At 70.0% G+C, this 24,591-nt stretch carries 24 protein-coding genes and 1 riboswitch; of the genes, 19 read left to right on the top strand and 5 right to left on the bottom strand.

Going from position 1 to position 24,591, the window contains the following annotated elements; genetic code table 11:
* The first annotated feature begins 22 nt into the window (after nucleotides 1-22).
* Nucleotides 23-316 (top strand): hypothetical protein, encoded by a 294-nt coding sequence (locus M5C96_RS16145; RefSeq protein ID WP_272548306.1) that lies wholly within the window; start codon nucleotides 23-25, stop codon nucleotides 314-316.
* 31 nt (nucleotides 317-347) lie between these two features.
* On the opposite strand, the gene fnr is transcribed toward M5C96_RS16145, so the two are convergent.
* A complete protein-coding gene (gene fnr, locus M5C96_RS16140; protein ID WP_272564148.1) occupies nucleotides 348-1,067 on the bottom strand; it encodes a fumarate/nitrate reduction transcriptional regulator Fnr in 720 nt (239 codons plus the stop codon).
* Nucleotides 1,068-1,244: 177 nt separating this feature from the next.
* On the opposite strand from fnr, the gene hemN reads away from it, so the two are divergent.
* From hemN to M5C96_RS16120, 4 genes are all read left to right on the top strand, one after another.
* Nucleotides 1,245-2,627 (top strand): oxygen-independent coproporphyrinogen III oxidase, encoded by a 1,383-nt coding sequence (gene hemN / locus M5C96_RS16135; protein WP_272564147.1) that lies wholly within the window; start codon nucleotides 1,245-1,247, stop codon nucleotides 2,625-2,627.
* A gap of 17 nt (nucleotides 2,628-2,644) precedes the next feature.
* Nucleotides 2,645-3,403 carry a sulfite exporter TauE/SafE family protein gene (locus M5C96_RS16130; protein ID WP_272564146.1) on the top strand — a complete coding sequence of 253 codons (759 nt, stop codon included), beginning with the start codon at nucleotides 2,645-2,647 and terminating at the stop codon, nucleotides 3,401-3,403.
* Between the two features lie 146 nt (nucleotides 3,404-3,549).
* Complete coding sequence (locus M5C96_RS16125) at nucleotides 3,550-4,848, top strand: HD-GYP domain-containing protein (RefSeq protein WP_272564145.1); 1,299 nt, start codon at nucleotides 3,550-3,552, stop codon at nucleotides 4,846-4,848.
* Nucleotides 4,849-4,868: 20 nt separating this feature from the next.
* Complete coding sequence (locus tag M5C96_RS16120; RefSeq protein ID WP_442867396.1) at nucleotides 4,869-7,322, top strand: sensor domain-containing protein; 2,454 nt, start codon at nucleotides 4,869-4,871, stop codon at nucleotides 7,320-7,322.
* Between the two features lie 255 nt (nucleotides 7,323-7,577).
* Here M5C96_RS16120 and M5C96_RS16115 read toward each other — a convergent pair whose 3' ends face one another.
* Entirely contained in the window at nucleotides 7,578-7,988 is a 411-nt protein-coding gene (locus M5C96_RS16115) for a cell division protein ZapA (RefSeq protein WP_272564143.1), read from the bottom strand.
* Nucleotides 7,985-8,206 (bottom strand): DUF904 domain-containing protein, encoded by a 222-nt coding sequence (locus M5C96_RS16110; protein ID WP_272548299.1) that lies wholly within the window; start codon nucleotides 8,204-8,206, stop codon nucleotides 7,985-7,987. The genes M5C96_RS16115 and M5C96_RS16110 overlap by 4 nt, the downstream gene beginning before the upstream one ends.
* A 66-nt stretch (nucleotides 8,207-8,272) precedes the next feature.
* A riboswitch (cobalamin riboswitch) is annotated at nucleotides 8,273-8,532 on the top strand.
* A gap of 90 nt (nucleotides 8,533-8,622) precedes the next feature.
* Between M5C96_RS16110 and M5C96_RS16105 the strand changes: the two genes are divergently transcribed.
* From M5C96_RS16105 to M5C96_RS16055, 11 genes are all read left to right on the top strand, one after another.
* On the top strand, nucleotides 8,623-10,524 hold the full coding sequence (locus tag M5C96_RS16105) for a TonB-dependent receptor domain-containing protein (protein ID WP_272564142.1): 1,902 nt from the start codon (nucleotides 8,623-8,625) through the stop codon (nucleotides 10,522-10,524).
* A 73-nt stretch (nucleotides 10,525-10,597) separates the two neighbouring features.
* The gene (locus M5C96_RS16100) at nucleotides 10,598-12,001 is read left to right on the top strand and encodes a cobyrinate a,c-diamide synthase (RefSeq protein WP_272564141.1); all 1,404 of its coding nucleotides are present in this window, start codon (nucleotides 10,598-10,600) and stop codon (nucleotides 11,999-12,001) included.
* On the top strand, nucleotides 11,998-12,609 hold the full coding sequence (locus M5C96_RS16095) for a bifunctional adenosylcobinamide kinase/adenosylcobinamide-phosphate guanylyltransferase (RefSeq protein ID WP_272564140.1): 612 nt from the start codon (nucleotides 11,998-12,000) through the stop codon (nucleotides 12,607-12,609). Before M5C96_RS16100 ends, M5C96_RS16095 begins: the two co-directional genes overlap by 4 nt.
* A complete protein-coding gene (locus tag M5C96_RS16090; protein ID WP_442867318.1) occupies nucleotides 12,606-13,523 on the top strand; it encodes an ABC transporter substrate-binding protein in 918 nt (305 codons plus the stop codon). The genes M5C96_RS16095 and M5C96_RS16090 overlap by 4 nt, the downstream gene beginning before the upstream one ends.
* 44 nt (nucleotides 13,524-13,567) lie before the next feature.
* Complete coding sequence (locus M5C96_RS16085; RefSeq protein ID WP_272569754.1) at nucleotides 13,568-14,617, top strand: FecCD family ABC transporter permease; 1,050 nt, start codon at nucleotides 13,568-13,570, stop codon at nucleotides 14,615-14,617.
* Nucleotides 14,614-15,393, top strand: a complete 780-nt coding sequence (locus M5C96_RS16080) for an ABC transporter ATP-binding protein (RefSeq protein ID WP_272564139.1) — start codon at nucleotides 14,614-14,616, stop codon at nucleotides 15,391-15,393. The genes M5C96_RS16085 and M5C96_RS16080 overlap by 4 nt, the downstream gene beginning before the upstream one ends.
* A gap of 67 nt (nucleotides 15,394-15,460) precedes the next feature.
* Complete coding sequence (gene cobO, locus M5C96_RS16075; RefSeq protein ID WP_272564138.1) at nucleotides 15,461-16,030, top strand: cob(I)yrinic acid a,c-diamide adenosyltransferase; 570 nt, start codon at nucleotides 15,461-15,463, stop codon at nucleotides 16,028-16,030.
* A 26-nt stretch (nucleotides 16,031-16,056) separates the two neighbouring features.
* On the top strand, nucleotides 16,057-16,800 hold the full coding sequence (gene bluB / locus M5C96_RS16070; protein WP_272564137.1) for a 5,6-dimethylbenzimidazole synthase: 744 nt from the start codon (nucleotides 16,057-16,059) through the stop codon (nucleotides 16,798-16,800).
* The gene (gene cbiB, locus M5C96_RS16065; protein WP_272564136.1) at nucleotides 16,800-17,774 is read left to right on the top strand and encodes an adenosylcobinamide-phosphate synthase CbiB; all 975 of its coding nucleotides are present in this window, start codon (nucleotides 16,800-16,802) and stop codon (nucleotides 17,772-17,774) included. The genes bluB and cbiB overlap by 1 nt, the downstream gene beginning before the upstream one ends.
* Nucleotides 17,765-18,790, top strand: coding sequence for an aminotransferase class I/II-fold pyridoxal phosphate-dependent enzyme (locus M5C96_RS16060; protein WP_272569752.1), 1,026 nt, complete (start codon nucleotides 17,765-17,767; stop codon nucleotides 18,788-18,790). Before cbiB ends, M5C96_RS16060 begins: the two co-directional genes overlap by 10 nt.
* 18 nt (nucleotides 18,791-18,808) lie before the next feature.
* Nucleotides 18,809-20,002: a nuclease-related domain-containing protein gene (locus M5C96_RS16055; RefSeq protein WP_272564135.1), complete on the top strand. Its 1,194-nt coding sequence runs from the start codon at nucleotides 18,809-18,811 to the stop codon at nucleotides 20,000-20,002.
* A gap of 157 nt (nucleotides 20,003-20,159) precedes the next feature.
* Here the strand turns inward: M5C96_RS16055 and M5C96_RS16050 are convergent, their stop codons facing one another.
* Complete coding sequence (locus M5C96_RS16050; RefSeq protein ID WP_272564134.1) at nucleotides 20,160-21,089, bottom strand: IS5 family transposase; 930 nt, start codon at nucleotides 21,087-21,089, stop codon at nucleotides 20,160-20,162.
* Between the two features lie 115 nt (nucleotides 21,090-21,204).
* Here M5C96_RS16050 and M5C96_RS16045 point away from each other — a divergent pair, with 115 nt between their 5' ends.
* Both M5C96_RS16045 and M5C96_RS16040 read left to right on the top strand, forming a co-directional pair.
* Nucleotides 21,205-21,990 carry a HipA family kinase gene (locus M5C96_RS16045; RefSeq protein WP_272564133.1) on the top strand — a complete coding sequence of 262 codons (786 nt, stop codon included), beginning with the start codon at nucleotides 21,205-21,207 and terminating at the stop codon, nucleotides 21,988-21,990.
* On the top strand, nucleotides 21,977-22,378 hold the full coding sequence (locus M5C96_RS16040; RefSeq protein WP_272564132.1) for a DUF3037 domain-containing protein: 402 nt from the start codon (nucleotides 21,977-21,979) through the stop codon (nucleotides 22,376-22,378). The genes M5C96_RS16045 and M5C96_RS16040 overlap by 14 nt, the downstream gene beginning before the upstream one ends.
* A gap of 25 nt (nucleotides 22,379-22,403) precedes the next feature.
* Here M5C96_RS16040 and M5C96_RS16035 read toward each other — a convergent pair whose 3' ends face one another.
* On the bottom strand, nucleotides 22,404-22,817 hold the full coding sequence (locus M5C96_RS16035) for a DUF3224 domain-containing protein (RefSeq protein ID WP_272564131.1): 414 nt from the start codon (nucleotides 22,815-22,817) through the stop codon (nucleotides 22,404-22,406).
* A gap of 294 nt (nucleotides 22,818-23,111) precedes the next feature.
* On the opposite strand from M5C96_RS16035, the gene M5C96_RS16030 reads away from it, so the two are divergent.
* The gene (locus tag M5C96_RS16030) at nucleotides 23,112-24,578 is read left to right on the top strand and encodes a cobyric acid synthase (RefSeq protein ID WP_272564130.1); all 1,467 of its coding nucleotides are present in this window, start codon (nucleotides 23,112-23,114) and stop codon (nucleotides 24,576-24,578) included.
* Nucleotides 24,579-24,591 lie beyond the last annotated feature (13 nt).

The raw sequence follows: 24,591 nt of genomic DNA, 5'->3' as shown, positions 1-24,591 counted from the left end.
CCGAAACGAGGAGACAAGCGCAATGTGGACCCAACGCCTCATGTGGATTGCATGGCCCGCCTTCCTGATGGCGGGCGTACTGGAAATGCTGGTCTTTGCCCTGGTGGACCCGCAGGACATGCACTGGTTCGGCCAGCCGCTGGCGCTCTCGCGCGAGGGCGTCTACACCATTGCCTTCTTCGCTTTCTGGCTGGTGACGATGGCGTCGAGCGCGCTCACCACGCTGCTGGCCATGTCGCCGTTCGAGCTGAACCGCTGCCCCGTGCCGGTGACCGACCGGCCCGCCGACTGCGCGCGCCACCACCCGGGCGCATGAGGTGCCAGCGCCGGCGCCGGGGCCCGGCCGCTCAGTGGCAGTTCTGCGAGTTCACGATGCGCTTGAGCGCCGCGGTCTCCAGGATGCGCACGTGGCGCTGCTTGACTTCGACGATGCCGTCCTCGACGAACTTCGAGAAGGTGCGGCTCACCGTCTCCAGTTTGAGCCCGAGGTAGCTGCCGATTTCCTCGCGCGTCATGCGCAGCACGAGTTCGGACTGCGAGAAGCCCCGCGCATGCAGGCGCTGCACCAGGTTGAGCAGGAAGGCCGCCAGGCGCTCTTCCGCCCGCATGCTGCCCAGAAGCAGCATCACGCCGTGCTCGCGCACGATCTCGCGGCTCATGATCTTGTGCACGTGGTGCTGCAGCGCCGTGACCTCGCGCGACAGCTCCTCGATGCGGTCGAAGGGCATGACGCAGACCTCGGCGTCTTCCAGCGCGACGGCGTCGCAGGTGTGGTGGTCGCTGACGATGCCGTCCAGGCCGATGATCTCGCCGGCCATCTGAAAGCCCGTGACCTGGTCGCGGCCGTCTTCGGTCGCCACGCAGGTCTTGAAGAAGCCGGTGCGGATGGCGAACAGCGAACTGAAGGGCTCGCCATTGCGAAACAGGGTGGCCCCCCGCTTGACCTTGCGGCGCACGGCCACGATGTCGTCGATCCGCTGCAGTTGCTGATCGTTCAGGCCCAGCGGCATGCACAGCTCGCGAAGGTTGCAGTTCGAGCATGCCACTTTGATGGTTTGCGGATTCATGGGCAAAGGCCTTTTCGGTGAGGGGAGGACGGGCGGCCGGCAGGGTGGAAAGCCCCGGGCGAACGCAAGGCGCCTGTCATGGATCAATTGTGGCAGCGTGCGCCTGCAGAACCCTTGACCCAGGTCAAGGGTTTCCCGGGAAGGCTGCGGCACATTGGGCAGGCACAAGGAAATCCCATGATCGCTGTCACCCCTGAACTCCTGCGCCGCTTCGACGTGCCCGGCCCCCGCTACACCTCCTACCCGACCGCCGACCGGTTCGTGGAGGCCTTCGGACAGGACGAATACGTTCTTGCGCTGCAGCAGCGCCGCCTGGGGTCGGCCGCCAAGGCACTGCCCTTGTCGCTGTATGTGCACATTCCCTTTTGCGAATCGCTGTGCTACTACTGCGCCTGCAACAAGATCATCACCCGCCACCCCGAGCGGGCCGAGGTCTACCTGCGCTACCTCAGCCGCGAGATCGACCTGCACACGGCCCAGTGCGGCGTGGGGCAGGTGGTGAGCCAGCTGCACCTGGGCGGAGGGAGCCCGACGTTCCTGTCGGACGACGGCCTGCGGTCGCTGATGGCCATGCTCCAGCGCAGCTTCACGTTCGCGCCCGGCGGCGAGTATTCGATCGAGATCGATCCGCGCACGGTGGACGCGGGCCGGCTGGCGCTGCTGGCGGAACTGGGCTTCAACCGCCTGAGCTTCGGCGTGCAGGACTTCGACCCCGAAGTGCAGAAGGCCGTGCACCGCATCCAGCCGGCAAGCCAGGTCTTCGACCTGGTGGCCAGCGCGCGGGCGCTGGGCTTCGAGTCCGTGAACGTGGACCTGATCTACGGCCTGCCGCGGCAGACACCTGAGTCCTTCGAGCGCACGCTCGAGCAGGTGGGCCGGTTGCGGCCCGACCGCATCGCGCTGTATGCCTATGCCCACCTGCCCGAGCGCTTCAAGCCGCAGCGCCGCATCGTGCCGGCCGACCTGCCGCTGGCGGCGTCGAAGGTGGCCATGCTGTCGCAATCGCTGCGGTCGTTCCAGGACGCCGGCTACGTCTATGTGGGCATGGACCACTTCGCACTGCCGGGCGACGCGCTGGCCGTGGCCAAGCGCCAGGGCAGGCTGCACCGCAACTTCCAGGGCTACAGCACCCAGCCCGATTGCGACCTGCTCGGCCTGGGCGTGTCGGCCATCGGCCGCGTGGGCGCCACCTACAGCCAGAACGCCAAGACGCTGGACGAGTACTACGACTTCATCAACCAGGGGCGCCTGCCAGTCGTGCGCGGCCTGGCGCTCACGCGCGACGACCTGGTGCGCCGCTCCGTCATCATGGCGCTGATGTGCCAGGGCGAGGTGCTGTTCGAGCCGGTGGAGCAGGCGTGGCTCATCGATTTCCGGCAGTACTTCGCCACCGAACTGCAGGCACTGGAGGACCTGCAGGCGCAGGGCCTGGTCGTGCTCGGCCAGGAAGGCATCGAGGTCACGGCCATGGGCTGGTTCTTCGTGCGCGGCGTGGCCATGCTGTTCGATCGCTACCTGCAAGCCGACCGCAACCGCGCGCGCTTTTCCCGCATCATCTGAGCCGCAAGGACGCCGCCATGCCCGACACCCTGGTCTGGACCGCGTTGGCCATGGGGCTGGCGGGCGGTCCGCATTGCCTGGCGATGTGCGCGGCGCCCTGCGGGGCGCTGGTGCGCGCTGGCGGCCCGGGCCACGCCGCGGCGGAAAACGCAGGGGCGCAGACGGTGCGATGGGCGGGCCGCGGCCTGGCTTTGCCGGCGGACCGAGTGTGGGCACGGCCCTTCGCTTTCCATCTGGGCCGGCTGGCCGGGTACGCCCTGGCGGGCGCGATGGCGGCCTGGGCCATGGACCGCCTGGCCTGGCTGACCCAGCAGGCGGCTGCGCTGCGGCCGGCCTGGACGCTGCTGCACGTCGCCGTGCTCGCCTGGGCCGTGCTGCTGGTGTTCCAGGCGCGTCAGCCGGCCTGGGTGGACCACGCGGGCCGCGTGCTGTGGCAGCGCGTCGCCCCCTGGGTGCGCTCGCCTGGCGGCGTGTTCTCCACGGGCCTGGCCTGGGCCTGCATGCCCTGCGGCCTGCTGTATTCCGCACTGCTGCTCGCGGCCTTGACCGGAAACCCCTGGCGCGGGGCGCTGGCCATGGTCTGCTTCGGCGTGGGCGGCACGGCCTGGCTGGTGGCAGGCCAGTGGCTCTGGCAGCGGCTGCGGGGCGGTGGTGCTGCCGGGGATGCCCGAGGAGGGTGGGGCGTGCGGCTGTCCGGCCTGCTGCTGTTCGTAATTGCCGCCTGGGGGCTGTGGATGGACGTCTTCCACCGCCAGGCCGAGCCCTGGTGCCTCTAGCCAAGCCCTTCGAACAGGGGGTTAACAACGGCTATCGTGATCGGGGTTCGTGAAGTTTTTGACATTTGATTCGGGGGTGTATTAACTGGTGATAATGGTTACCAATACCCCGGCGTCCCCGTGGCGCCTTCCGGCGCCCCCCGAAAGTGACTAATCCCCTTCTCATCGATGTCGGCCGGCTGCGTGTAGGCATGTACATTCAGCTCGATCTGGGCTGGATGAACCACCCTTTTCCGGTCAGCAGTTTCCGCATCGCCTCGCCGGAGCAGATCAGTACCCTCGCCGCCCTGGGCCTGTCCCAGGTGCGGTGGATTCCTTCCAAAAGCGATCCGTCGGTGCAGGGCCTGCTGCCGCCCAGACATCCTTCCGCCCCCGATCCCGTGACCGAAGCCGCCCGGGCGCCCGTGGAGACAGGGCCTTCGATCGCCCAGGCCTCCATGGCGGAGTTCCGCGAGCGCATCAAGGCGCAGAGCCGCTCCCTGGCCGCCTGCGACGAGCGCTTCGCGCGCGCCACGCGGGTGTACGAGCGCCTGGCCACCAGCGCCGAGCAGGATCCTTCGGAGGCGCGCGCCTCCACCAACGCGCTGGTGTCCAGCTGCGTGGATGAGCTGCTCGACCAGGGCGACTCCGCCATCCGCCTGCTCTCCGAGCGGGTGGGCACGCGCGCGGCGCTGCATTCGGTCAACGTGATGGTGCTGTCGCTGCTGCTGGGCAAGGCCCTGGGCCTGCTGGGCGACGATCTGCAGCCCCTGGGCGCGGCCGCGTTGCTGCACGACCTGGGCAAGATCACCCTGCCGCCCCATGTGGCCCAGCCGCATTCCGCACTGGGCCCGGCCGACCAGGCCCTGTACGAGGCGCATGTCGGCGAATCCGTCGTGCTGGCAGAGCGCATGGGCCTGAGCGCCGCCGTCATCGAGGCCATCGCGCATCACCATGAAATGGCCGATGGCACGGGCTTTCCGCTCCAGCTCAAAGGGGCCGACATCTCCCGCGGAGGGCAGGTGCTGGCCCTGGTCAATTACTACGACCGGCTGTGCAACCCGCTGCGGGGCGCCAACGCGCTGACCCCGCACGAGGCGCTGTCGGTGATCTTCGCGCAGCACAAGCAACGGTTCGACGCCGTGGTCCTGCGGGCCTTCATCCGTATGATGGGCGTGTACCCGCCGGGCTCGATCGTGCAACTCGTGGACGACCGCTACGCCATCGTGACGGCCGTGAACTCCGCCCGCCCGCTGCGGCCCAAGGTGATCGTGCACGAGTCCGGCGTCTCCAAGGACGATGCCCTGGTGATCGACCTGGAAGACCAGCCGGCGCTGGGCATCCGCCGCAGTCTGCGGCCCGCGCAACTGCCGCGCGATGCGCTCGACTACCTGTCGCCCCGCAAGAGGATCTGCTACTACTTCGAACGGGCCGTCGACGCCGCGCCGACCGGGGCCCGGACGTGATCCGCGGTCCCCAAGGCAGCGTGTGGCGCGCCGTGTTCGACGGGTTGCTGGAGGCCGTGTGGCTGGTGGAGCCCGAGGGGCTCACGGTGCGCTTCGCCAATCAGAGCGCGGCCGCGCTGCTCGGGCGCTCCCCCGAAACCATGGAAGGCGCGGACGCCGTCGAACTGCTGGCCTGCACGCCGGAAGACCTGTACTTCTGGGCGCAGGACCGCGATGCGCTGATGCGCGGCATCCAGTCGCATTCCGGTCTGCTCGGGGGTGATGGTCAGTTCATTCCGGTGGACCGGCGCGTGTCGCGCGTGGATTCGCCCGCGGGCGAGGCACTGCTGCTGGTGACCATGATCGATCGCCGCGAGCAGGCCTCGACCGAGCGCGAGCTGGAAATCCTGCTTTCCGAATTGCGCGCCACGCTCGACTCCGCGGCCGATGGGATTCTGGTGTGCGACATGGGCGGGCGCATGCGGGCCTTCAACCAGCGGTTGGCGCAGCTGTGGGACATGCCCGAGAACCTGCTCGTGCAGCGCAACGACGCCGCCGTGGTGGCCCACATGCAGCAGCAGGTGGCCGATGCCGATGCCTACCGGGCGCGGTTGTCGTCCATCGCGCTGGAGCCGGGCCGCGAGACCACCGACATCCTGCACCTGCGCAACGGCACCATCATCGAGCGCCGTTCGGTGCCGCAGCTGAGCCAGGGCCGGCCCGTGGGCCGGGTGTTCTCGTTCCGCGACGTGACGCTCAACGCCGAGGCGCAGGCCAGCCTGCGGCTGGCCGCGCGGGTGTTCGATTCCAGCCTGGACGCCATCTTCATCGCTGACGACCGGCACCAGATCGTGCGCATGAACCCGAGCTGCGAGCGGCTGATCGGCGCGCCCGCGGTCGCCTTGCAGGGCGTGCCCGCGGTCTCGCTCTTCGGAGCCGAGGGCGCGCAGCCCGGCTGGATGGAACACGTCCTAGCGGCGTGGGAGCGCGACGGCTTCTGGGAGGGCGAGCTGCGCCTGCCCGAGGGCGGCGCGAACGGGGCCGCGCGACGGGCCTGCGCGGTGCACCTGTCGTGGGTGGTGTTGCGCAGCGAGACGGGCAATGCGCTGCAGAGTATCGGCTTCATGCGCGATCTCACGCAACAGCACGCGGCCCGCACGCGCATCGAGGAACTGGCGTACAGCGACGTGCTCACCGGCCTGCCCAACCGGCTGCGCCTGTCGCGCCGCGTGGGCGAAGCCATCGACGCGATCCAGCAGGGGCCGCGCCCGGACGTCGGCACCTTCGCCATCCTGTTCGTGGACCTGGACCGTTTCAAGATCATCAACGACTCCCTGGGCCACCTGTTCGGCGATCGCGTGCTGCAGATCGTGGCCAAGCGCCTGCAGGGCTGCCTGCGCCAGAGCGACATGCTGTGCCGCCTGGGCGGCGACGAGTTCGTGGTGTACCTGCACGTGGGCGATGCCGCGATCGCCGAAGGCGTGGCGCGCCGCATGCTCGAGGACATGCTGCGGCCCTTCATGCTCGACGGCATGGGGTTTTCCATCCAGTGCAGCATCGGGGTGGCGCTGTACCCACAGGACGGCGAGACGCTGGACGACCTCATCAAGCAGGCCGACACCGCGATGTACCGCGTGAAGGAGCGTGGCCGTGGAAGCTACGGCTTCTACCAGCCGCAGATGAATGCCGACCTGCTGTCGCGCATGAAGCTCGAACACGCCATGCGCCAGGCCCTGGGGCAGCAGCGCATGGTGGTCCACTACCAGCCGCAGGTCGCCATGGCGACCGGCAGCGTGGTGGGCGCCGAGGCGCTGCTGCGCTGGACCGATCCGGAGCTGGGCCCCATTTCGCCGGGCGTTTTCATTCCGCTGGCCGAAGAGTCCGGCTACATCATCACGCTGGGTTCATGGGTCATGGAGCAGGCCGTGCAGGAGGCCGCGCGCTGGATGCGCTCGGGCTCGCCGCTCGTGATGGCCGTCAACGTATCGGCACTGGAGTTTCGCCAGCCCGATTTCGTCGATCGGCTCACGCAGCTTTTGCTGAAGCACGGGCTGCCGGCGTCGTTGCTCGAACTGGAGCTGACCGAAACCATCCTGCTGCAGGACGCGCAGGAGATGGAGCAGCGCCTGCAGGCGCTCGCCGAGCTGGGCATCGGCCTGGCCATCGACGATTTCGGCACGGGCTATTCCAGCCTGGCCTATCTGAAGAAGCTGGCGATCCACAAGCTCAAGATCGACCAGTCGTTCGTGCGGGGGTTGCCCGACGACGACGGCGACCGCGCGATCATCAATGCCATCGTGCACATGGGGCGCGCGCTGCACATCGAAGTGGTGGCGGAGGGCGTGGAAACGCAGCAGCAGCGCATGGCGCTGGAGCAGATGGACTGCCGCTACTTCCAGGGGTATCTGTGCGCGCCGGCGATGCCGGCCGAAGCCTTCAGAAGCCTGCTAGCGAGCCGCCAGAGCTATTCGTGGGGACTGTCGACGCCGGCGTGAAAACCGCCGGGTCGTGGGGTAAACAGGTGTCTGCGAATGCCACCGGACCGGCATCCTGAACCGGGGGTTCAGGTGGGCGAGGGCAGCCAGGCGTTGGGTTCATCTGACGCGAGATGATCACGCTCACCGGGCAATGTACCAAGCCCGTGCTCAATGAGCATTGGTTCAAGGAAATATAAAGCCCGGCAGCACCGCAGACGTCTCCATTCTAGGCGCTGCATGCACGGCGCGCGAGCGGCCGTTGCGTAACCCTTTTTAAAGAAGGCGGCCGTCGTCGCCGAGCGCATCGTCCAGCCGGCGCAGCAGCAACTGCATCTGGCCGGACGGGTCGCCCGCCAGCGAGGCGTGAGAGGCGTGCAACGGCGCCGGGGCATCGGTGGATTGCGGGCCGGCGGCCGGGGCCAGCGGCGCGGGCTCCGTCGGGGCTGCAGCCTGGGTCTGTGCAGCGGAGGCTAGGTCGGCCTCTTCGCGGTCGGCGATCTCGAAGGCCAGGTTGAGCGCTGCCAAAACGGCGATGCGCTCGCGGGCCCGCACCTTGCCGGCATCGCGGATGCGCGTCATGGCGGTGTCCACGCGCTCCACGGCCTGCAGCAGGCGCGATTCGTGGCCCTCGGGGCAGCCCAGCAGGTAGCTCTGCTGCATGATCTGGACTTCGATCTGCTTCATTCGGCGTCCTTCGAGGGGGGCGTCGCAGGCAGGCTCTCCAGCAGCGCGTCCACACGGGCGCGCGCGGTGTTGAGCCGGGATTTGAGCGAGTCTCGCTCCTGGGTGAGATGGACCACCTGGGCGGTCAGCAAGGCATTGGCGCGTTGCAGTTCCGCATGGCGCAACAGCAGCCGCTCCACGCGTTCGGCGATCTGGTCGATGGGAGAGGATGGATCCATACAGCCGCGATTGTAGGGTTGGCGCCACCACCCGCCCATCCGGCGGCGTTTACAGGCTGCAACACCCGTAAAATCCACGGGTTGGTGCTCGCAGCATGGTTCGCATGCTGCAGTTCAACGGGAAGCAGGAAGGTTGCGTTCGCCAGAGCGCGCCGTGCCTGCGCTGCCCCCGCAACGGTCAGCGGACGAGTCGGCCCTTTTTTCTTCGACTCACTCTCCAGCCATGAGCCACTGGACGCCTTGAACAAGCGCCTTGAACAAGCGCCTGGGAAGGCGCTGGAGGGCGCTCCGCCAGCCCGGATACCGGCCAACAACGTGGCCGCGCTTGGGACCGCCATGGTCCTGAAGGCGCGGCTGTTTCGCCCAATGCCGGCGGGGAAGCCGGCGCGGGGATGTTTGCCAGTCTGTCTGTTTCCATGAAAAAGCCCTTGTTCCCCGCGCGCGCCGCTGCCATTGCCGCCGTGCCTTCCCCTGCCTCGCCCCTGCGGCCTGCCGCCCTGGCCGTGTCCCTGGCCCTCGCGTTCGCCGCCGCACCCGCCGCGCAGGCGCAGGATGCCCCCGTGCTGTTGGCGCAGAACCAGCGCGTGCCCTCCCTGGGCGAAACCGTGGTGGCTGCCACGCGCACGCCCCAGCCGCTGGCCGACCTGGTGGCCGACGTGTCCGTGCTGGACCGCGAGGCCATCGAGAACAGCGGCGCGACCGGCCTGGCCGACGTGCTGGCCCGCCTGCCCGGCGTCGAGATGGTCCGCAACGGCGGCCCGGGCAGCGCCACCAGCCTGTACCTGCGCGGCGCCGAGACGCGCTTCACGGCCGTGTACATCGACGGCGTGCGCATGGATTCGCAGTCCACCGGCGGCGCGCCGTGGGAGGCCATTCCGCTGGCCGTCATCGACCGCATCGAGGTGCTGCGCGGCCCGGCCGGCGCGGTGTACGGCTCGGACGCCATCGGCGGCGTGGTGCAGATCTTCACGCGCCGCGGCGAGGCCGGCACCGCCCCCTACGTGGGCGTCGGCGTGGGCAGCCAGGGCACCTACAAGGCCGAGGCCGGCGTGAGCGGTGCCACCGGCGCGGTGGACTATGCCGTGGGCCTGGCGCGCGAGACGAGCCAGGGCTTCAACGCCCGCACCGTCGCCACGCAGAACCCCGACAAGGACGGCTATCGCCGCACGTCCGGCAACGCCCGGGTGGGTCTGCAGATCGATGCAGTGCACCGCCTGGAAGGCACGCTGGTGGCCAGCGAGATGAACTCCGGCTACGACACCCTGCCGCTGGGCAACGACGACCGCAACCTGCACCGCATGCACGCCCTCGGCCTGAACTGGGCCGCGAAGTGGACCCCGCAGTACACCACCCGCGTGTCGGTCACCGACTCGCGCGACCGCTACGAGACGCGGCCTTCCGTTTACCTCACCGACACGCGCCTGCGCGGCTACCTGTTCCAGAACGAATGGTGCCAGGGCCCGCACCTGGTGACGGCGGCGCTGGAGCGCCGCGAGGACCACCTGGAGAACGCGCCCATCGACCGCAAGCGTTCGCAAGACGCGCTCGCGCTGGGCTACGGTTTCAATGCCGACGGCCACACGCTGCAGTTTAACGTGCGCCACGACTCCGACAGCGAGTTCGGCGGCCAGAACACCGGCAGCGCCGCTTACGGCTATGCCATCACGCCGCAGTGGCGCGCCACCGCGTCCGTGGGCACCTCGTTCCGCGCGCCCACCTTGTACCAGCGCTTCAGCGAGTACGGCCTGGCATCGCTCAAGCCGGAGGAGGGCCGCAATGCCGAGGTGGGCCTTCGCTGGGCCGAGGGCGCCGGCACCTTCTCGGCCGTGGCCTACCGCAACCGCGTGAAGAACCTCATCGTGTTCGGCGGGGCGGGCGGCTGCCAGTCCAATTTCGGCTGCTATGCCAGCACGGCGCGCGCCAAGTACGACGGCGTGACGTTGTCAGGCTCGTACAAGGTGGCCGGCGTACAGTTGCGCGGATCGGTGGATTTCCAGAACCCGCGTGACGAAGACACGGGCCGGCTGCTGGCGCGGCGCTCCAAGCGCCACGGCACGCTGGGGGCCGACACCCAGGTCGCCGGCTGGACGCTGGGCACCGAAGTGCAGGCCTCGGGCCGGCGCTTCGACACCGCGGCCAACACCACGGTGCTGGGCGGCTACACGCTCGTCAACCTGTATGCCAGCACGCGCATCGCACGCGACGTGACGCTGCTGGCGCGCGTGGACAACCTGGCCGACAAGGATTACCAGCTGGCACGCACCTATGCCACGGCGGGGCGCACGTTCTATGCGGGCCTCAAATGGGCACCGCAATGACCGCGGCGCAGCCAGCGATGAAGAACCCATGAGGGCGAGGGGAGAAGCAGCGCGAGAAGAAGAAGCGGCTGGCATGGCGGGCAGCGTGGGCTGTCCCGCCATCGCCATCGCCGCACCCGCGTCCGGCCAGGGCAAGACCACCGTGACGGCGGCGCTCGCGCGGCTGCACTCGCGCCAGGGGCGCCGGGTGCGGGTCTTCAAGTGCGGCCCCGATTTCCTCGACCCCTGCTGGCACCAGCTGGCCAGCGGCGCCCCGGTGCACCAGATCGACCTGTGGATGACCGGCGAGGCCGACATCGCGCAGCGCCTGCATGCCGCCGCGCGCGAGGCCGACCTGATCCTCATCGAAGGCGTGATGGGCCTGTTCGACGGCGCCCCCAGCCTGGCCGACCTGGCGCAGCGCTTCGGGCTGCCGGTGCTGGCGGTGGTCGATGCCTCGGCCATGGGCGCCACGCTGGGGGCCGTGGTGCACGGCCTGCGGTACTACCGCGCGGGCCTGCCGTGGGCCGGGGTGCTGGCCAACCGCGTCGCCACCGAGCGCCATGCCGACCTGCTGCGCGCAGGTCTCAACGATCCCGCGGACTGGCTGGGCGCGCTGCCGCGCGTGCAACTGGATGCCCAGGACGGTGCGGCCAAGCCTTCCGCCTCCGTGCGAGCGCGGGCCGGCCTGCTGCCCGAGCGGCACCTGGGCCTGGTGGCCGCGCACGAGCTGGCCGATGGCCTGGCGCGGCTGGACGCCGCGGCCGATGCGCTGGCGGCCACGCCGCTCGGCCGCCTGCAACCGCACGAACTGCAGCGCTGGGCCGTGCGCTTTGCCGCGCCCGAACGGCCCGAGCCCGTGCCGCCGCTGCTGGAGGGCCGCACGGTGGCGGTGGCGGACGATGCGGCGTTCTGTTTCATCTACCGCGCCAACCTGGACACGCTGGAGGCGCTGGGCGCGCGGGTGGTGCGGTTTTCGCCGCTGGCCGATGCCGCGCTGCCGCCGTGCGATGCGGTCTGGCTGCCCGGCGGCTACCCCGAGCTGCATGCTGACCGCATCGCCAGCCACACCGGCATGCGGGCCAGCCTGCGGGCGCACGTGCAGGCCGGCCGCGCGGTGTGGGCAGAATGCGGCGGCATGATGGCGCTGTTCGAATCGATCATCCTGGCCGACGGCCAGCACCGGCCCCTGTGGGGGCTGCTGCCGGGCCGCGTGGCCATGCAAAAGCGGCTGGCGGCCCTGGGGCCGCAGCAGCTGGACGTGGACGGCCACGTGCTGCGCGGCCACACCTTCCACTACTCCACCTGCGACAGCCTGGCCCCGGTGCGGGGACGCACCGAGCGGCCTGCGCACGCGGGGCCGCCCGGCCCGGGCGAGGCGCTGTACCGCCACGGCAGCATCCACGCGAGCTACTTCCACGCCTGGTTTCCGTCGAGCCCGCGCGCGGTGGCGGCCCTGCTGGGCGCCGGCCCGGATGCGCCACGGGGGGCGGCATGAGCAGCCCCGGCCCCATCGCCGCCAGCGAGCTGATCCTGGGCGGCCAAAAGAGCGGCAAGTCGCGCCGCGCCGAGCTGCTGGCGCGCCAGTGGCTGGCCGATTCGCCCACGCACCGCGCGCTGCTGATCGCCACCGGGCAACCCTGGGACGACGAGATGCGCGAACGCATCGCACGCCACCAGCGCGACCGCGCCGAGCGCGTGCCCGGCCTGCGAACGCTGGAAGAGCCGCTCGACCTGGCCCGCGCCATCGCCCGCCACGGCAGCGCCGACACGCTGATCGTGGTGGACTGCCTCACGCTCTGGCTCACCAACTGGCTCATGCCGGCCCCGGCCCCAGCGCCGGTCTCGGAGGGTTTGGAGCCAAATCAGCCTCCAGCGCATGATTGGCTGGGGCAGTGCGCTATGTTTTTAGGAGCAATCGGCCAGTCCCCCGGCCCGGTGGTGCTGGTGGGCAACGAGATCGGCCTGGGCGTGATTCCCATGGGCCGCGAGGTGCGCGCCTTCGTCGATGCGCTCGGGGGGCTCAACCAGCGCGTGGCCGAGGCCTGCCAGCGCGTCACCCTGGTCGCGGCGGGCCTGCCGCTCACGTTGAAGGACACGCCATGACGCACCGCTTCTTGCAGCGCCTGCGCTGCCATGCCGCTCGCCGGTGGCCCTCGGGGCTGGCGCTCGCGGCCCTCGTCTTCATGGCGGGCGCCACGGCCGCGCAGGCTTTCGAGGTGACCGATGCGCGCGGGCGCACCGTCGCATTCGCCCAGCCGCCGCAGCGCATCGTGAGCCTGCTGCCCTCGCTGACGGAGAGCGTGTGCGAGCTGCAGCAATGCCAGCGCCTGGTGGGGGTAGACCGCTATTCCAACTGGCCCGAAGCCGTGCAGCGCCTGCCGCAACTGGGCGGCGGCATCGATCCGAACATCGAGGCCATCGTGGCCCTGCAGCCCGACGTGGTGTTGCTGGCCACCAGTTCGCGCGCCAGCGACCGGCTGGAGGCATTGGGCCTGAAGGTGGTGGCGCTGGAGCCCAAGACCCATGCCGATGTGCGCCGCGTGCTCGCCACGCTGGGCCAGCTGCTCGGCGTGCCGCAGGAGCAGGGCGCCGATCGGCTGTGGCGCGTGATCGACGCCGGCGTGCAGGCGGCCACGCAGTCGCTGCCGGCGCGCGCGCGCGGGGCCCGCGTGTATTTCGAGGTGAGCCGGGGGCCGTATGCGGCGGGCACGGCGTCGTTCATCGGCGAGACGCTGGCGCGCCTGGGCGCGCGCAACGTGGTGCCGCCCGAGCTGGGCCCGTTCCCGCGGCTGAACCCCGAGTTCGTCGTGCGGGCGCGGCCCGACGTGATGATGGTGGGCAACCGCAGCATGCAGTCCATGGCGATGTACCCGGGCTGGAACAGCCTGAAAGCCGTGCGCGAGCAGCGCGTGTGCCTGTTCGGCCCCGGCGAGGCCGACGTGGTGGTGCGCCCCGGCCCGCGCATGGCCGAGGCCGCGCGCATCATGGCGCGCTGCCTGGCGGACAAGGCGCCATGAGCGTGCCCCCGGACGGCGCACCCGCCATGCCATCGTCATCGCCAATGCCATCGCAGCCCGTGCCGGCGGCCTCGCATGCCGCGCAGCCCGGCCCCGGCCCGCGCCGCGCCGCGTGGCTGGGCGCCTGCCTGCTGGTCGCCAGCGCGCTGCTGCTGGTCGTCGGCGCCTGCGTGGGCAGCACGGGATTCGACAGCCTGCTGCGCATGGGCCAGGACCCGGTGGCCTGGCAGATCGTGTGGGAGATCCGCCTGCCGCGCACGCTGGGCGCCTGGCTGGCGGGCGCGCTGCTGGGGCTGGCGGGCGCGGTGGCGCAGGGCCTTTTCCGCAACCCGCTGGCCGATCCGTACTTGTTGGGCTCGGCCTCGGGCGCGGCGCTGGGTGGCGCGCTGGCGATGGTGGTGTTCGGCGTGTCGCCCATGGCGGCGCAGTGGCTGGCGCGGCTGGGCGTCACCGGCATGGCGTTTCTCGGCGCGGCCGGCGCCGTGGCCCTGACCCTGGTGCTGGCGCGCGGGGTGCAGCACACGCTGCGCCTGCTGCTGGCCGGGGTGATCGTGGGCGTGGTGCTGGGTGCGCTGCGCGACTTGGTGGAGCTGGCCTCGCCGGACATCCTGCAGGCCATGCAGGCCTTCACGCTGGGCAGCACCAGCTTCGTCGGCTGGGTGGCCTGCGCGCTCATGGCCGGGGCGTGGGCGCTGTGCGGCATCGCCGCGTGGACCCTGTCGCGCGCGCTCGACGGCCTGACGCTGGGCGAGGCCACGGCCGCCAGCCTGGGCCTGCCGCTGGCGCCCATGCGCGCGGGGCTGGTGGCGGCCATGGCGCTGGCCACCGGCACGGCCGTGGCGCAGACCGGCCTGATCGCCTTCGTGGGGCTGGCCGCGCCGCACCTGGTGCGTTCCATCGTGAAGGTCACGCACCAACGGCACATCGTGCTGTCCAGCCTGATGGGCGCGGCGCTGCTGCTGGCGGCCGACATCCTGGCACGCTGGATCCTGGCGCCGCAGGAGCTGCCCGTGGGCGTGCTCACCGCGGCGCTGGGCGGCACCTACCTGCTGTGGCTGATGCACCGGCGCTCCATGCAGGGCCATTCGCTATGAAAAAAATAGCAATCGAGGCAATCAACATCGCGGCACATATCGGAAATGCCCAGGTATTGAACGGCGTGGACCTGGCCGTGCCCGCCGGCCGCTGGACCAGCGTGGTCGGCCCCAACGGCGCCGGCAAGTCCACCTTGCTCAAGGTGCTGGCGGGCCTGCTGCGCGGCGCGGCGGTGTCCGGCCGGGTCGAGCTGCTGGGCCGTCCCCTGGCCGCCATGCCGGCCCGCGAGCGCGCCTGCCGGCTGGCCTGGCTGGGGCAGAACGAAGCCTCGGCGGACGATCTCACGGCCTACGACGTCGCCATGCTCGGGCGCCTGCCGCACCAGCGCTGGATGGCCCCGGCCAGCGCCGCCGACCATGCGGCGGTGGAGCAGGCCCTGCGCACCACGCAGGCCTGGGACTGGCGCCACCGGCCGCTCGGGCAGCTGTCGGGCGGGGAGCGCCAGCGGGTGCTGCTGGCGCGCGCGCTGGCCGTGCAGGCCGAGGTGCTGCTGATGGACGAACCCCTGGCCAACCTCGATCCCCCGCACCAGGCCGACTGGCTGCACGCCATGCGCGCGCTGGCGGCGGGCGGCGGCACGGTGGTGAGCGTGCTGCACGAGGTGTCGCTCGCGCTGCAGGCCGACGACATGGCCATCATGGACCGCGGCCGCATCGTGCACCATGGCGCCTGCGCCGATCCGGCCACCCACGCCGCGCTGCAGGCCGTGTTCGACCAGCGCATCCAGGTGCAGCAGGTGGCGGGCCTGTGGGTGTCGCTGCCGCGCATCGACTAGGGCCGGCCACCCTCCCGGCCACCGCTGTCGCCCCTTTTTTTTTCGAACGACTTCCGAGACATTGCGCATGCAGATCGAAACCCCTCCCGCCGAACGGCGCTCCGAAAAACCCGACGGCGAGCGCCGCGGCATCGTGCTGGTCAACACCGGCAACGGCAAGGGCAAGAGCACCGCCGCGTTCGGCCTCGCCCTGCGCGCCCACGGGCGCGGCAAGCCGGTCAAGATCTTCCAGTTCATGAAGGTGCCCACCGCGCGCTTCGGCGAGCACCGCATGTTCGAGCAGCTGGGCATCCCCATCGAGGGCCTGGGCGACGGCTTCACCTGGAAGAGCCGCGACATCGATCAGTCGGCCGAACTGGCCCGCGCCGGCTGGGAGCGCGCGCGCGCTGCCGTGCTGGGCGGCGAATTCTTCCTGGTGGTGCTGGACGAGATCACCTACCCGCTCATCTACGGCTGGCTGCCGCTCGACGAGGTGCTGCAGGTGCTGCGCGACCGCCCGCGCCATGTGCACGTGGTGCTCACCGGCCGCCGCTGCCCGCCCGAGGTGATCGAGCTGGCCGACACCGTGACCGAGATGGGCATGGTCAAGCACGCGTTCCAGGCCGGCGTGCCGGCGCAGCGCGGCATCGAGGATTGAGCCCCGCCGACCACCCCCGCGCTGCCATGCCATCCCCCACGCCGCCCAACGGCAGTGCGCAGGGCGCCGCCTTCTCCGCAGAGGAGCGCGCCGCCGTGTACCGCGCCATCCGCGAGCGCCGCGACATGCGCCACTTCGCGGGCGGACAGGTCGCGCCCGAGGTGCTGGCTCGGCTGCTGGAGGCCGCGCACCACGGCCCCAGCGTGGGCTTCATGCAGCCCTGGCGTTTCATCCGCGTGGCGGATGGAGCGCTGCGCGGGCGCCTGCACGCCTGTGTGGAGGCCGAGCGCCTGCGCACGGCCGAGGCGCTGGGCGAGCGGGGCGCGGAATTTTTGCGCCTGAAGGTCGAGGGCCTGCGCGATGCGGCCGAATGCATCGCCGTGGCGCTGGCCGATGGCCGCGAGGCGCACGTGTTCGGCCGCCGCACGCTGCCGCAGATGGACCTGGCCTCGGTCGCCTGCGCACTGCAGAACCTGTGGCTGGCCGCGCGCGCCGAGGGGCTGGGCATGGGCTGGGTGTCCATGTTCGACCCCGCCGCCGTGGGCGCTCTGCTGGGCCTGCCCCCCGGTGCCGAGGCGGTGGCGCTGCTGTCCATCGGCCCGGTGCACGGCTTCTACGAAGAACCCATGCTGCAGCAGGAGCGCTGGGCGCGCCGCGCGCCGCTTCGCACCGTGGTGTTCGACAACGCCTGGGGCCAGCCGGCACCCTGGCTGGCGGAAGGCGTTGCCGCGGACCCGATGCCTGCCGCTGGCGAAAAGGGCCCCCGTTGATGGACGCCGCCTGGGCCCTGGCCCTCGCGCCCGCCGCGGCAGTGCCGCTCGCGCTGGCCATCGACCGGTGCTTCGGCGAGCCGCCCGTGGCCGTGCACCCCGTGGTCTGGATGGGCCGCGCGCTGCAGGCCGGCGGCGACCGGGTGGCGCCTCGCGCGCCCACTGCGCGCGATTGGCGGTCTTTCGGGCTGGCAGCGTTGCTGTGGTGTGCGCTGGCCGCCGTGGTTTTGATCGTGTCGGCGGTGCTGCAGTGGGCTGTGCTGCGTCACGCGCCGCCATGGCTGGCCGCGGTGCTGATGGCGCTGCTGCTCAAGCCGCTGCTGGCCTGGCGCATGCTGCGCGACGAGGTGCTGGCGGTGGAAGCCGCCCTGGCCGAATCGCTGGAGGCCGGGCGCGCGCGCCTGGCGCGCCTGGTGAGCCGCGACGTGCAGGCGCTCGACGCGGTGCAGGTGCGCGAGAGCGCCATCGAGTCGCTGGCCGAAAACCTCAACGACTCCGTGGTCGCGCCGCTGTTCTGGTTCGCGCTGCTGGGCCTGCCCGGCGCCGCGCTCTACCGCTTCGCCAACACGGCCGATGCCATGTGGGGCTACCCCGGCATGCGCGGCGGGCGTTACTGGCAGTGGGCCGGCAAATGGGCGGCGCGCGCGGACGATGTGCTGTCATGGCTGCCAGCGCGGCTCACGGCGCTGCTGCTGCGGGCCATTGCCGGCGGCCCGCGCTGGCGCGTGCTGGCGACCGAAGCGCGCCGCACGCCGTCGCCCAACAGCGGCTGGCCCATGGCTGCCATGGCGCTGGCCCTGGGCGTGCGCCTGGCCAAGCCCGGCGTGTACACGCTCCACCACGAAGGGCGGGGCGCTGCCGCCCGCGACACGCCCCGGGCGGCAGGCTGTGCATCGAAAGTGGTCGTTGCCGGCGGATTGATTGCCCTGGTTGCTCACTTTTCAATAGCATTGTGGGTGCTGCAATGGATGTGACGGCGCACGCCCCCCTGCATGGCGGCCCGGACGCCCTGGGCGTGCCGCTGCACGACTTTTCCACCAACAGCAACGCCTGCGGCCCGTGCCCCGGGGTGGTCCAGGCGCTGCGCGAAGCCGATGCCCGGCACTACCCCGACCCGGCCTACACCGCGTTGCGCGAGCACCTGGGCGCCTTCCACGGCGTGGCGCCGGTGCGCATCGTGATCGCGGGCAGCGCGAGCGAATTCATCCACCGCATCACCGCCTTCGCCGCCCGGCGTGGCGTGCGGGCCGTGGCGGTGCCGGCGCATGGCTATGGGGACTACACGCGCGCGGCGCAGGCCTTGGGGCTGGACGTGCGGCCCGCCGCACCCGGTGCGGACCCGGCAGTCACCGGCCTGTGCTGGGCCTGCGAGCCCGCCAGCCCGCTCGGCACGACCGACCCCGCGCTGGCCGCCTGGGCCCGGATCGGAGCGCAAGACGGCGCACTGCGCGTGCTCGACTGCGCCTACGCCCCCCTGCGCCTGCAGGGCACTGCCACCGACATGCCCGCCAACGCCTGGCAGCTGTGGACGCCCAACAAGGCCCTGGGTCTGACGGGCGTGCGCGCGGCCTATGCCATCGCGCCGCAGGCGCAGCCGCCGCAAGACCTGGCCGCGCTGCAGTCGCTGGCGCCATCGTGGCCCATCGGCGCCCACGGCGTGGCGTTGCTCACGGCATGGACCCTGGCCTCCACCCAGCGCTGGCTGGGCGACAGCCTGGACACGCTGCGAGCCTGGAAGGCGCAGCAGCAGGCGCTGTGCGAATCGCTGGGCTGGGCCGTCGTGCCCGGGAGCGTGGCCAACTACTTCGTGGCACGGCCTGGGGTGCAGGACTTGCCGGCTGCATTGGCAGCCTTGCGCGAGGAAGGTATCAAGCTGCGGGACTGCGCGTCCTTCGGCTTGCCGGGGCAGGTGCGGCTGGGGGTGTTGGCGCCACGCGCGTGCGAGGATCTGGCCGGGGCGTGGGCGCGTCACCACCCATTCCATCAATAAAGGGAGAAAGTTCAAAAAATGCTGATCAAGAGTGCACAAGACCGGAAAGAGGACATCGAAGCGCTGGAGGCGCTGATGCGCCACCCGCAGGCAACGTCGCAAGCCAAAGCCAACATCGAATGGGAAATTCGCATGATCCGGGCCGGCGCGAAGGCGGAAAAGGACGCTGCCTACGAGATCGACTTTCACCACAAGTCGTCTAAAAATTGGGCTGTCATCCATGACTTGCGCATCGAACATGCAGACCGAGTCGCGCAGATCGACCACCTGCTCATCAATCGGTTCATGGAGATATGGGTTTGCGAATCCAAGAGCTTCAGCCAGGGCGTGGCCATGAACGAGATGGGTGAATTCACCGCGTTTTTTGGCGGGAATGCTCGCGGCATCGCGTCGCCCATCGAGCAGAACCGCCGTCACATCCTGGTGCTGCAATCTCTCCTCAAGGACGCCGTGATTACCGTGCCCAAACGCCTGGGTTTTACGCTCATGCCTAGATTCGAGAGCGCTGTCCTGATCAGCCAGGGCGCGCGCATCACGCGTCCGCGTACGCCCTTTGCTGGGCTGGAGACGGTCATGAAGAACGATCAGTTGCGCTCCACCATCGACCGCCGAGTCGACAAGGAGTCCGGCTGGGCATCCACGCTTTCCGTGTGCCGTGTGGTGGCACCCGAGACGCTGGAGCTATTTGCCCAGTCGATTGCGAAACTGCACCGGCCCATTGCATTCGACTGGGCCGCAAAATTCGGCCTGCCCAAAGTGCCTTTTCCGAAGAGCGCTGCTTCGGTGCCGCCGAGCAACCATGCGGCCTTGCCCGCCGTGTCTTCGCCGGCGCCTGCGCCTGCCGTGCGGGAACCCGTGGCAGCCTACCGCGTACCTCTGGAGCCAGTTTCTGCAAGCATTCCCGAGGCTGCAGCCCCTGTCTATCTGCAAGCGGTTGCCGAAGCCAAGAAAGTTTTCGTGCAACCCTTTGCCCAGGCCGAGAAAACTGAAAAAAGCGAGAAAGATGAGACGCTGCCGACCTTCCGTCTTGCGCGCAAATGGGGTGTGCGAACGGCCGACGCCATCGCCCGTCTGCACCGTGCCGGTTATCTGGAAGCGCTCGAATCCGGAGACTTTCGCCTGACTAGCAAGGCCACCGGCATTGGCGCTGTCCATGTGGAGCGCGGACCCCACGCGCCTTACTTTCGCTGGCCGTCCGATCTGGAAGCCTGATCGCTCGCGGGGTTCACCGTGCTATGCAACCGGCCGCGAAGCTGGCGTTCCGGTCAAAGCGCCTGACTTGTCTGCGTGCGAATGCACGCGCGCGCCGTCGCCGGGCGCTGTTGCACAAATCGAATTGCAGACGGCATGACCCCAACCCCAGACGGACCTATGCCACAGCAGTCACCGACACGGTGTGAGGACGGCCGATCTGACTGAACCGATTGAGCAAGGCCACGCGGACATGCAGCTCCACAACCTGGCGGTCGAACGTGCGCGCGATCACCCGTTCGCCCAGTCGCTTGAAGCAGTGCATCTTCGTCTCCACAAGGCTGCGCCGGTGGTAGCCGCTCCACTTCTTCCAAATGCCGCGACCCAGGCGCTGGCACGCCCGAATGGCCTCATTACGATGCGCCGAGCCCGGACTCGACTTCTTCCAATGGCTGGCGTTCTTGCGGGGCGGGATCACCGCCATCGCGTGCCGCTCGGCAATGGCGTCCAGGCAGGCGCGCGTGTCGTAGGCGCCATCGGCACTGACGCTTTCGATGGATTCGTCAGTGGGAATCTGAGCCAGCAACCCGGGCAACATCGGCGCATCCCCAATGGCGTTGCTGGTCACCTCGATGGCGCGTATTTCCAGCGTCTGCGCGTCGATGCCCAGATGGACCTTGCGCCATTCGCGCCGGTATTCAGCACCATGCTTCTTGCGTTTCCACTCTCCTTCGCCCAGGAACTTGATGCCGGTGCTGTCCACCAGCAACTGCAGCGGCGAGTTGGTTCGCTGGTAGCTCAGTTCGACCTGCAAGGTCTTTTGGCGCCGGCAAACAGTGCTGAAGTCAGGTACCGGCCAGTCCAGCTTTGCCAGCCGCAGCAGGCTCTGCACCATGCCCAGCGCCTGTCGCAAGGGCTGGCCGAACAGGCACTTGATGCTCAGGCAGAACTGGATTGCTGCGTCCGAGAAGGTTCGGCTGCGTCCACGCCTGCCGGTCGGCGTGCCAAACCACATCGTCAACGAGCCTCGCGCTTTCAGCGCCGCGTTGTACGCCTTCCAGTTCGTCGTGCGGTACTTGCTCCGCTGCCTGTTCTTCGTCTCTGTCACGCAGTCAGTCTACGGGCATCAGCATCGCGATTTGTGCAACAAAGCCCCGTCGCCGGGCTGACTGCCGCTACTATCCCCGCCTCACCCGCGATCGCCCCAAGGAGGCCGCCCCGCCATGCGCACCATCACCGTCAGCCGCTACGTCACGCCCCTGCGTGAGGGCGGCTCCATGCCCGCCGTCGTCGAGGGAGACGACCTGGGCCTGTATGTGCTCAAGTTCCGTGGCGCGGGGCAGGGCGTGCGGGCCCTGCTCGCCGAGATGATCGCCGGAGGCATCGCCCGCGCGCTGGGCCTGCCCGTTCCCGAGATCGTGCTCGCGCAACTGGACGTGGCCCTGGCGCAGACCGAGCCGGACCCCGAGATCCAGGACCTGATCCGTGCCAGCGGTGGCCTCAACGTGGGGCTGGACTACCTCTCGGGCGCCGCGAACTTCGATCCGGCGGTGGATGCGGTCTCGGACGACTTCGCCTCGCGGCTGGTGTGGTTCGACACGCTGGTGGGCAACGTGGACCGCACGGCGCGCAACACCAACCTGCTGGTGTGGCACCGCAACCCGTGGCTGATCGACCATGGCGCGGCGCTGACCTTCCACCATGCCTGGAACGGCACGGTGGCCGTGCCCGCCAAGCCCTTCGCCCCCATTGCCGACCACGTGCTGCTGCCCCGCGCCACCGCGCTGGCCCAGGTGGATGCGGAACTGGCCGCGCGCCTCACGCCCGCGGTGCTGCAGGGCGTGCTGTCCGAGGTGCCCGATGAATTTTTGCAACTGGCCGGTGCCGACCACGCCGAAGGCCCGTTGACGGCGCCCGGCACCCACCGGCAGGCCTACGCGGATTATTTCGCCGCGCGGCTGGCCGGTCGCGGCGCCTGGCTGAAAGGAGCGATCGATGCACGCGGCTGATGTGTACGACTACGCCATCGTGCGCGTGGTGCCGCGTGTGGAGCGCGAAGAATTCATCAATGCCGGCGCCATCCTGTCGTGCCAGCGCACGGGTTTCCTGCAGGCCACCATGGCACTGGACGAGGCGCGGCTGCTGGCTCTGGACCCTGCGGCCGACCTGGACACGGTGCGCCGGCACCTGGCGGCCATCGTCGCCATCTGCGCGGGCGACACGGGCTGCGGGCCCATTGCGCAGATGCCTTACCGATCGCGCTTTCACTGGCTGACCGCGCGGCGCAGCGGGATCATCCAGACCTCGCCGGTGCACACCGGGCGCTGCACCGATGCGGGCGCGGCGCTGGAGCACATCATGGACCGCATGGTCCGGCCGTTGCGTGCGATGGATTGATGGGGTGAAGGCGCCGCACTCCGCCTCAGCCGGCGCTGTCCGGTAATGTGAAGTCGAACCGGTAGGCGTGCGCCCCGTCGGCGGCGACGTCGATGGTCATGCGACCTCCCAGGCCGGTGAGCGCGTCGGTGCCCGAATCAGGCACCACTGCGATGCGCTGCTCTGGCACGCCGCGCGCCATGGTCGAGCTGTGCTGCAGCACGAAGCTGCCGTGGCGTCCTGCCAGGCTGCCATGCACGGTTTCCATCGCGACGTAGCTGGCCGATCCCGTGGTGGCGCTGCGAAAGGCCAGCATCTCGCCCGTGCTCGTGGCGTCCAGGCTTCCGTGGAAGCGCTTGTCGAGGGACATGCGGAGAAGGCCGCTGGCGCTCGCTGTGTCGCTCAGTGGGTGGGGCGCGGTTTTGACGTCGAAGGGGCCGGTGATGGAATCAGAAATCATGGGTTGTCTCGCGGGTGGAAGCGGCCTGCCCGCTGCAGGAACGCGCAGGGGGGGCAGGGCCTGTCGGTGGAAACGAAGCCGCTATTGAACCGCAAGAACGTGCAACGCGGTTCGGGCCATGCTGGCCGCGAGCCGGGCATGCCGGTCGGGGGACAATACGGCTCCTTCGCCAATCGAACTGCGCCGTGCATTCCGCCCCTTTCGCCTTCGCTGCTCCTCGCCCCACCGTTCCGCTTTTTCCGTGTCCGCTGTTCTGCCGCCGCTGTGGCCGCAGCGCACGGGCCGGGCGCTGACATGGCGGCGCGCTGCGTCATGGTGCTGGGCACGACCAGTGGCGCCGGCAAGAGCTGGCTGGCCACGGCCCTGTGCCGCTGGTACAGCAACCAGGGCCTGAAGGTGGCGCCGTTCAAGGCGCAGAACATGAGCAACAACGCGCGCGTGGTCGCCGGGCCGGGCGGCGGCCACGGCGAGATCGGCAGCGCGCAGTATTTCCAGGCCCTGGCGGCGCGTGCCGAGCCCGATGTGCGCATGAACCCGCTGCTGCTCAAGCCCGAGGCCGACACCCGCAGCCAGGTGGTGCTGATGGGGCAGGTGAGCGAGGAGCTGTCTGCATTGCCCTGGCGCGGCCGCAGTGCGCGCGTGTGGCCGCAGATCGCCGCCGCGCTCGATGCGCTGCGCGCCGAGAACGACGTGGTGGTGATCGAAGGTGCGGGCTCGCCGGCCGAGATCAACCTGCAAGCGAGCGACGTGGTCAACCTGCGCGTGGCGCGGCATGCGGGCGCGAGCTGCCTGCTCGTCACCGACATCGACCGGGGCGGCGCCTTCGCCCACCTCTACGGCACTTGGGCCCTGGTGCCGGAGGACGAAAGGGCGCTGATCCAGGGTTTCGTGCTCAACAAGTTCCGGGGCGATGCGGCGTTGCTGGCGCCTGCGCCCGAGATGCTGCAGCAGATGACCGGCGTACCCACCGTGGCCACCATCCCCATGCAGTGGCACCATGGCCTGCCCGAGGAAGACGGGGTGTTCGACGATGCCGCGCGCGCCAGCGGCGTGGTGCACACGACCATCGCCGTGGTGGCCTACCCGCGCATCAGCAACCTTGACGAATTCCAGCCCCTCAAAGCCGTGCCCGGCGTGCGGCTGCTGTGGGCCCGCAGCCCGGCCGACGTGGCGGGGGCCGACTGGATCGTGCTGCCCGGCTCCAAGGCCACCGCGGCCGACCTGGCCTGGCTGCGCGCGCAGGGGCTGGACGCCGCCGTGGCCGCGCATGCAGCGCGGGGTGGGCGGGTGCTGGGCATCTGCGGCGGCCTGCAGATGCTGGGCGAGGCCCTCATCGACACGCACGGCGTGGACGGCAACGCGGCGGGCCTGGGCCTGCTGCCGCTGGTGACGGCCTTCGAGCCCGTCAAGACCGTGCGCCACACCCGCACCGCGTTCGGCACCGCGCAGGGGGCCTGGCAGGCGCTGGCCGGCACGGCCGTTCAAGGCTATGAGATCCACCACGGCCAGACCGCTCAGCACCCGGCGATGGCGGCGGCAGGCGATGTGGCGCACGAACTGATTCCCGGCCTGGCCTGGCAGAACGCGCGCGGCAACGTGCTTGGCGTGTATCTGCACGGCCTGTTCGAGGACGCGGGCATCCTGCGCGCGCTCTTCGGGGCCGATGCGCCCACGCTCGATGCGGTGTTCGACCGGCTGGCCGGCGGCATCGACGAATGGTTCAGCCAGGAGTGGCTGCAGGCGCACCGTGGGCGCGCATGAAATGGTGCATGAA

The organism is Acidovorax sp. GBBC 1281 (assembly GCF_028473645.1).
Lineage (GTDB): Bacteria > Pseudomonadota > Gammaproteobacteria > Burkholderiales > Burkholderiaceae_C > Paracidovorax.
This window is presented reverse-complemented; position numbering and strand designations above follow the sequence as displayed.